Raw genomic sequence first — 3,031 nt, forward strand, 5'->3', positions numbered from 1 at the left:
GTAGAAGGTCGCACTGCTCATGCCGTGTTCGCGGCACAGTTCGGGAACCGGCGTTCCAGCCTCGGCCTGCTTGAGAATTCTGATGATCTGATTGTCTGTATATCGTGATTTACGCATGTGGAATCTCCTGTTGCTAAGTTACCGGAAAATTCCACTTATGGATACCTCTTTTTTTTGGGGGGAATACCTTACCATCACAAGCCGCTTCATACCCGGTCGGATCCATGCCCGTGAGCGGGTTGTTCAGGATATAGCTGTAAGGGTTCAGACCCTGACTGTTGCCGTTGCATTGGATAAATGGGTCGACTGAGAGGAAATGGGCACAACGATACCCAAATTCTCAAGATTCAAAAAAATAGAGCCAACCGGTGTAAAACTGGAATCTGGCGCCATCACAGTTGGTGATACATTTTGAAGATCGGGTCGAGCGTACCTGAGTCTCTAAACCAGCGGCTGACACAGAATAATGAACACCCTCAGGGAATACCCTTCTTACCTAGAAAAAAGTCCCTTCGCAACGCTACTGATAAAAGTAGTCAACTCATCACTCTCTCCGTCATAGACATGAAACATGAGCACCCCGTTTTTCTTAGTATAATAAACGACGTTCCATATATGTGATTTACTATCTATTTTCTTAACAATCACGACCTGAGACTTATACGTCATTCCCAGTATCTTAATATCCTCAATAGATACCTTCTCATATGTGTAGCCATCATATTCCCATTTACTTGGCAGTTCCGACCAGTCTTTTCGTAATGCAAAATTCAGATATGGACTACTTATACACGTCCATGCTGACGTCTTCTTACACGAAAATGATGGCATTACAGCATCTCGAAGAATCACAATATTTTCGGACAAATTAAATATCAATTTTGATCTTGCATAGAAAACTTGGTCCTTTTCTGACCAAATTGCAGGCTGTGCAGTGTATTCATATACATGACCGCTAACACAATGAGCACTAGCAACAAACATAGAAAAGAGCAGTAGATGTTTCATTGGACGCCACCTATAATTCTGGACCATTTGTCAGCTTTAACTTCAAATCCACCTCGACCCCACTGTTTCATAAATCTGCTTTTCTTAGCATCATACATCCTGCTAACAATCGTATGACTAGCTTCGTGATATGTTATTTTTCTCAGCCCGGCAACCCCTTTGGGAATCGAGTCGTAAATCCGTGCTCGGCTAGCGATGCTACCTTGCCCTGAAGAAGACAGGCCATGCCTATAAACATCAATAATTCCTTTAAAATACTTAACTTTTCGTTCTCCGTTGAAAAACGACCTATCTTTCTTATACATTTTCTTAAACAAATCGAAAGACTTTCGATCAGTCCAACTCAAAGATCCTTGCGCAACATCATCATTTTCGACATGATGATATTCCCAGCTGGTTTCATCAAAAGCTCTCAGTGCTTCTTGCGCCTGTTCTACGTACTCTCCATGAGCGATCAGGGTCAAAAGCTTATTTCTATATTCTGATATGGCTTGATCCAGAGCCTGCAGGACTTCTAAATCCTCACTTGAGAGTTCTTCGACCTCCACACCATAGATCTTTAAATATTTTGGAGTCCAATTTGACTCAACATTTTCTTGCTGCCCTCTCTGAGATTGACTGCCTATACTGTCGGCCTGGCCGGTAGGTTTCGAATTCTTAGTCTTCCCATTGTCCTTACGCGCTTTCCGAGCCGCAGCATAATCGATGATCTGACAAGAACTGTTTACCTTGCATATTGAGTCAATATTTGGCCTTTTCTTTTTTTCCGGCGCAGGTTCAGGAGCCTCTCCACATCCCTTTCCTTCATCAACTGTCTGACAAGAGTATCCGCTAGGGTCTTTCCCCGCCAGCGGGTTGTTCAGGATATAACTGTAAGGGTTCAGACCCTGACTGTTGCCGTTGCCTTGGATAAATGGGTCGACGGAGAGGAAGCGTCCTAAGACTCGGCCGTTCATATGGATAAGCTGGACATCATCCAAATGTTCATGGCCGGTAAAGCCACGGGTGGTGGTGCCACGGTTATCCACCACATGGTATTGCTCAACCGTGCTCGCTGCATTGAGCAGCCCACCTGAGCTGGTCAAATCGCCTTTTAATTGTAGACCCCATTCAAATGCCTGGCCTTGTGTTCTAAACAGGCCATTTGTCCACTCGTTACCAAATCTATCTAAATAACCGCCATAGGGGGCTCTAGCCAAAGGCTTTGATCTTGCCCACCAAAAGTGGACGCGCCCCTAAACAATTTCCATCACCTCAAATGCGCTAGTCTTTTTTCTAAATCCAACGCTATTTTTCTAACAATACTTTCACTTGCAGAAGTCGGTGCAACAAGGGAGTTCCCATAGGGATCTTCATGTCTCAACTCGAACTCCTGTCCCTCAGCTTTAAGCGTCCATCGCCTAGCATCAGGACCATCAATACAATTGATGATTTCAACAGAATATTCATTCTTCAAGAATTGGATCAATTTGTCGAACCCATCCCATCCGGGTACAGCACAAATGTCAACCTCTAGCGGCTTGCCAGGTTTATCAGAAAATAGTATGTTTTTTAATCCGCTCATACCTTACCTCGACAATCCCAATGCAGCATCAACACCTGCATTTGACCGTTGCGATCCACCCAAAACATAGCGCCAAACGTCATCCCCTCTTAACCCTCGACCATAGGCTTTTCTCACAACATCTTGTAAGGTTTTTGGTTCTGGAAGCGACGCCGCAGCTGCCCGATCAGCCATGAGCTCACGTGCTTGCAACTTAATATAGTTACGCAATTTGAACGCTTGAAGGGCTTGCTCTCTAAGCGGAAGACTAGAATCAATTTTCGATGGAATAGCATCAAGTTGCTGGTGATACCACTTTCTCGTAGCTTCATTACTTAAGGAACCGGGCTTCGGTAGTCCTTTCGTAACTTCCTCCTCAACTCTAAGTCTAGCAGATTTTTCTACAGCCTTCTCGCGACGAACTAGGCGTTTGATGATCTTTTGGGCGCGTTTATAGCCTTTGCCAAGCAAACGCGTCAC

Annotated in this window: 5 protein-coding genes; all 5 read right to left on the reverse strand. The window is 44.6% G+C overall.

The window, feature by feature from the left end; all coding sequences use genetic code 11:
* The coding region (locus tag D6694_10835) for an IS3 family transposase (protein ID RMH39788.1) at positions 1 to 117 on the reverse strand (117 nt) is incomplete at its 3' end.
* Positions 118 to 492: 375 nt separating this feature from the next.
* Positions 493 to 1,008 (reverse strand): hypothetical protein, encoded by a 516-nt coding sequence (locus D6694_10840; GenBank protein RMH39789.1) that lies wholly within the window; start codon positions 1,006 to 1,008, stop codon positions 493 to 495.
* Positions 1,005 to 2,207, reverse strand: coding sequence for a hypothetical protein (locus tag D6694_10845; GenBank protein RMH39790.1), 1,203 nt, complete (start codon positions 2,205 to 2,207; stop codon positions 1,005 to 1,007). Before D6694_10845 ends, D6694_10840 begins: the two co-directional genes overlap by 4 nt.
* Before the next feature lie 50 nt (positions 2,208 to 2,257).
* Positions 2,258 to 2,572 (reverse strand): hypothetical protein, encoded by a 315-nt coding sequence (locus D6694_10850; protein RMH39791.1) that lies wholly within the window; start codon positions 2,570 to 2,572, stop codon positions 2,258 to 2,260.
* A gap of 3 nt (positions 2,573 to 2,575) precedes the next feature.
* Positions 2,576 to 3,031, reverse strand: coding sequence for a hypothetical protein (locus tag D6694_10855; GenBank protein RMH39792.1), 456 nt, complete (start codon positions 3,029 to 3,031; stop codon positions 2,576 to 2,578).

The sequence above is a fragment of the Gammaproteobacteria bacterium genome (assembly GCA_003696665.1).
Taxonomy (GTDB): domain Bacteria; phylum Pseudomonadota; class Gammaproteobacteria; order Enterobacterales.